The organism is Bradyrhizobium sp. 164 (genome assembly GCF_023073715.1).
Lineage (GTDB): Bacteria > Pseudomonadota > Alphaproteobacteria > Rhizobiales > Xanthobacteraceae > Bradyrhizobium.
This window is the reverse complement of the sequence record NZ_JADPKA010000112.1, coordinates 1-4,683: the sequence shown is the minus strand read 5'-3', so window position 1 is coordinate 4,683 and position 4,683 is coordinate 1. Positions and strand designations below refer to the sequence as shown.

Annotated in this window: 3 protein-coding genes and 2 pseudogenes; 2 read left to right on the top strand and 3 right to left on the bottom strand. The window is 58.2% G+C overall.

The annotated features are described in order from the left end of the window. Positions 1-101: 101 nt before the first annotated feature. Both IVB01_RS35020 and IVB01_RS35015 read right to left on the bottom strand, forming a co-directional pair. Positions 102-618: pseudogene (locus IVB01_RS35020) on the bottom strand (transposase); the annotation flags it as partial. Between the two features lie 230 nt (positions 619-848). After that, a complete protein-coding gene (locus IVB01_RS35015) occupies positions 849-1,331 on the bottom strand; it encodes a MarR family transcriptional regulator (RefSeq protein WP_247495222.1) in 483 nt (160 codons plus the stop codon). A 455-nt stretch (positions 1,332-1,786) separates the two neighbouring features. On the opposite strand from IVB01_RS35015, the gene IVB01_RS35010 reads away from it, so the two are divergent. Together IVB01_RS35010 and IVB01_RS35005 are read left to right on the top strand one after the other, a co-directional pair. After that, a complete protein-coding gene (locus IVB01_RS35010; RefSeq protein ID WP_247495221.1) occupies positions 1,787-3,322 on the top strand; it encodes a porin in 1,536 nt (511 codons plus the stop codon). A gap of 426 nt (positions 3,323-3,748) precedes the next feature. Continuing rightward, positions 3,749-4,018, top strand: coding sequence for a helix-turn-helix domain-containing protein (locus tag IVB01_RS35005; RefSeq protein WP_247495220.1), 270 nt, complete (start codon positions 3,749-3,751; stop codon positions 4,016-4,018). A gap of 131 nt (positions 4,019-4,149) precedes the next feature. On the opposite strand, the pseudogene IVB01_RS35000 reads toward IVB01_RS35005, so the two are convergent. After that, positions 4,150-4,585 (bottom strand): annotated as a pseudogene (locus IVB01_RS35000) (transposase); the annotation flags it as partial. Positions 4,586-4,683 lie beyond the last annotated feature (98 nt).

The following is a 4,683-nucleotide window of genomic DNA, read 5'->3' as shown; positions in this document are numbered from 1 at the left end:
CGACTCGCATCGACAACCTGATCGAGCTTATTAAGTTCTACAAGGAAAACCCTGGACTGCTGAAGCGGTGATCCTGCGGCCTACGCCGAATGGATACTCCTCGCCAGACGGTTGAGCCCCTTGATCGCCGCGTGCAGCAGCTTGGCATCGGTCGGGATTCGGCTGCACCGTGGTATCGACTGTGACCCGCTTGAGGTCTTGGCCGCGTAACGCGCCGGCCTCGTGTGCCATCCGCAGGCTCTCGGCCAGCAAAATCTCCAGCTTGTCGCCGAGCCGCTTGCGCCAGTGGCTCAGGTCCGAGCGCTCGTGCGGGAAGGCGTGCTGGAAGAACTCTTCGCCGGTGAAGAACTGGAAATACGGGTCGTGGACCCAGCGCTCGCACACCCCTTCATCGGACAGGCCGTAAACGTGCTTGAGCAGTAGCAGCCCGATCATGAAGCGGGTCGTGATGCCGGGCCGGCCGTTCTCGCTGTAGAGCGGTGCGATCTCGCCGTCGATTCAGTCCCAATCGACCTTGCCAGCGAGCTGAACCAGCTCGTGCTTCACGTTGATGATCTGGTCCAGCCTGGCCAGGAACAGATCGCCCGATCCCGTCGTCCTGTGCTTCTTCGGTCGCATCGCCACCTCCGATGCCACCACGGAATCATGACCGGTGATTCGACGGAATCCTGAAAATGAAATTGCAGGGTTCTGATGCCCGAAGGATCAAAACCCTGCAATCCAAAAACAGTCCACAACCACGAATGCGATTCTGGCTCAATCGCTTAGCCGCTCTTCACGGGCGACTAGCTGTTCATGTGAGGGATCAGTTTTAAAGGTGCTTTGCCGGCCTCCATATCGGCACGTACCTACAAGACGCCTATACGCAGCTTTTGCGATGCCAGCCGGCTATTCTTGGCAATCGAGGCTAATCGTTTGTTGAGATACTCGAGGGACGTCTCATCTAGTCCGTCGAACATCGTCATGTCGAGAGCTTCTCTCTTGTCTGACAGTTTTGAGATCTCAGCGCGCGCTTTTTGAGTCAACGACATCTGGATGAACCTAGCATCGTCAGGCGAGGGGTCGCGGGCTAAAAACTCCATCGATTCCAGCTTCTTAGTTTGATTGGTCACGAATCCTGCATGGATTCCCAGCTTATTTGCGACCGCTATTCCAGGGACGCCGCGACCTTCATCAAGTTCGTCAATGGCCATGAGAATCAGCCACTGTGGTTCGGTTAATTCTAGTAGCTCGGCCCAACTCTTGTGAATTTCCTCAAGTTGAGAGTGGATCTCGACGATGTTCCAGATGAAGTCTTTAGCGGCTCTGGCGAGCCGATCTTTTTCGCCCATCTCGGTCTTTCCCCCATCTTAGGTCTCGCCCACAGGCACGTAGCTGATCATTAGCGGTAACGCGTGTGCACGTCTTGGGGGGAATTCGTGAGCATGCCGGCAATGCAAAAAAATAATTGACAAATGTAATCAATTTTGGCAATTAATTTGGCAGACCCGAGGCTCTTCGGTCGACGGTCGTGTTAAAGCTCCAAATGGAACCTCCAGGATGCCCCCTGGGGGTTCTTTTTGTCTCCGCATCTGGATCGAACGAATATAGTTGCCGAACTGCCACGCATTTGATCGAAAAAAACAATTACACTAATTAATTAATTGAAACAATTGAAGTGAAGAACTATACGACCATGGACGGAGAGGGGCACCTCGAAGTCGTTCCGTGAAACCCCGCCCACTGGGGGTGAGGCTCGTCGCGGCGGATCTGGACGGAAACGGTTCTTCAACTTGGAGGTTCATCGATGAAACTGACAAAGAGTCTCATTCTCGGTTCTGCGGCTGTGTTCGCGGGCGCTGGCGCACAGGCGGCCGATCTGCCTGTAAAGGCGAAAGCGGTCGAATACGTGAAAATCTGCTCGCTGTATGGCGCCGGATTTTACTACATCCCGGGTACCGACACTTGCATCAAGTTAGGCGGCCTTATGCGTCACGAATTCGTCGTGGGTACGCACGGTATCTATGACGCCGCCAATGCTGGCCTGGGTGCCGCACATAACCGGCTCACGAACTACTATACAAGTAGGTCACGTGGAGAACTGACCTGGGATACTCGCACCGCGACTCAATACGGCGTGGTTCGCACCTATCTAGACGCTGCTTTCACGTGGACGACCGGTGCCTATTCCGGTACCGGCACCACAGCCGTGAATGGCGCGACGTCCTACACCGGAAACGCGGTCGGAGCGGCCGGCACCGGTTCGATCGGGGGGGCTGGTCTTGGTCTCTACTTCGCCTTTATCCAGTTCGCTGGTTTCACGTTCGGTAAAGCGGCCTCGCAGTTCTCCACGCCATGGACCAACTATCCGGGCAACACTTTCGATGGTTTGCCGGGCGGTGGTGGCTACGACGCAGTAAACCAGATCACCTATACCGCCGACTTTGGTCAGGGCATTACGGCTTCGTTCTCGGCTCAGGACCAGGTCGTCAACTACACGACCAACATCTGGAACGTGAGCGGCGCAACCGCCGCAGGTCTCGCTTCAGGCGCATATGGAGCTAACGACATCGGCGGTTCGCGAGCACCAGACCTTGTCGCCATGCTGCGTGTTGACCAGGCATGGGGCCTCTTTCAGGCGTCGGTAGCCTCGCATGAGCTCCATGCGGGCTACTATGGCGTCGATGAAACGACCGGACATCCGGGCGACAAGTGGGGCTGGGCTGGACAGCTGGGCTTGTCGATCAAGAACATTCCTACGGGCGCGGGTGACTCGATTAACATTCAGGGCGTGTATACGAACGGTGCAAGCCGTTACAACTTCCAAGACTACATGGGGACCACCTACGCCATGTACGGCGGTACGGGCGTCGTGGGTGCTTACCAGAGCCTTGGCGTAGGCGGTGTGTCTGACTCGGTGTTCGTTGCGGGTGCTGGCCAGCAGCTGACGACGACCTACGGTTTCAATGGCGCCTTGAATCACAACTGGGATCCACGGTGGGCGACCAGCCTCTACGGCGCGTGGGCTGCTGTGCGGTATAACAGCACAGCAAAGGGCTACATTTGTGGCGCGTTCGTCCCCACTCTTGCGCTATCGAGCGGCGCTGCCGGCTGCAATCCCGACCTCAACTACGCGGTTGTTGGTGTCGCCACGTACTGGACACCCGTCAAAGGCCTGAGCTTCACCGCCGATCTCGCGTACACAATGCTAGACCAGAAGTACGCTGCCGGAAGCACGGTGACACTGCCTGTCCAGGCTGGTATCGCGAAACCGGGAGCAGTCTACGAACTGAGGGACCAAAACAGCCTGACGCTTCGTCTCCGCGCTCAGCGCGTGTGGTAGAATTCTGTCAAATAAGGAAGAATCTAACGTCTTCAAACATCTATTTTTGACTCGAAGGAGGCCTCCGGCACGCCAGCCGGAGGCCTTTAGAGTATGGGCTATCCGGTCGCTGGCAAGATAAATTACCTCCGTCCGCTGAAACGCAACGAATCAAGCGCCGTATTCAAAGCGTAGCCAGTAGCTGTGCACAGCCATGGAACGGAGCTTTGCTTCGGCGAATGCAACAATGAAATCAACAAAGAATGTCGCTAAAGCGATGGCTCCTTTAACGCGAAATCGGATGCCCCTCCAAGCCTCCAACATGGAGGTAGCGATCTTCGCTAGTGTCCCGAGTCACAAGTTCGCAATCGTAGATTCGCAGTAGATTCGCGTCGCCGTGCCAGAAATGGCCCAGAAATGGGGGCTGTAACAGCGACGGAGGATCTCATGGCGGTCCAGCGACTTGCGCCCCTGATATTGAGCGATGATGAGCGTGCCGAAATTCAGTCGCAGGCGATGCGCCGGAAGACGGCGCAGGCGCTGGCGCTGAGAGCCCGGATCGTGCTGACCTGCGCGGAAGGCGGTCAAAACAAGGAAGTGGCGGACAAACTAGGCCTGGAGCGGGGGACAGTAGGCAAATGGCGGCGGCGCTTTGTGGAGCAGCGCGTGGCCGCGCTGCACGACGAGTCGCGTTCCGGCGCCGCCGCGTACCATTGACGATGCCCGCACGAAGCCGTGATCGTGCGGACGCTAGGAAGCTGCCCTAAGAACGCCACCCACCGGAGTTCTCGCGGCATGGCGAACGCCAGCGGCCTGTCGGCGTCGACGGTTCAACACATCTGGCGGGCCTTCGCGCCGCGCAAGCCCCGGCGGGCGAGCTTGCGCAGGAACGCGGTCCAGAACGTCTCGGCCCCGGCGGGCCGACGTCCATGCCGAGAATCTCCGCCGGCCATCGCTGTTGACGCCGACCGCGATGATCACGGCGACCGAGACGATGCGGCCATTCTGGCGCACCTTCACGTAGGTGGCGTCGATCCACAGATACGGCCAGTCGCCCTCGATCGGACGGGCGAGGAACGCCTTCACCTTGTCGTCGATCTCGCCGCACAGCCGGCTCACCTGGCTCTTAGAGATCCCGCTCATGCCCATCGCCTGCACCAGGTCGTCGACCGAGCGGGTCGAGACGCCCTGCACGTAGGTTTCCTGGATCACGGCGATCAGCGCCTTCTCGGCCATCCGGCGCGGCTCCAGGAAGCCCGGGAAGTAGCTTCCTTTGCGTAGCTTGCGGATTCCGACGAAGTCGCCCGGGTGTACCGATATGAAGTCGCCCGGGGGATTCCGAGACGATGTCGCCCACCTTTCCGATTTGATCTCGCCCGGGG

Bases quoted from the DNA above. Each gene is read 5' to 3' on its own strand.
- IVB01_RS35015 (WP_247495222.1), bottom strand. From the start codon at position 1,331: ATGGGCGAAAAAGATCGGCTCGCCAGAGCCGCTAAAGACTTCATCTGG.
- IVB01_RS35010 (WP_247495221.1), top strand. From the start codon at position 1,787: ATGAAACTGACAAAGAGTCTCATTCTCGGTTCTGCGGCTGTGTTCGCG.
- IVB01_RS35005 (WP_247495220.1), top strand. From the start codon at position 3,749: ATGGCGGTCCAGCGACTTGCGCCCCTGATATTGAGCGATGATGAGCGT.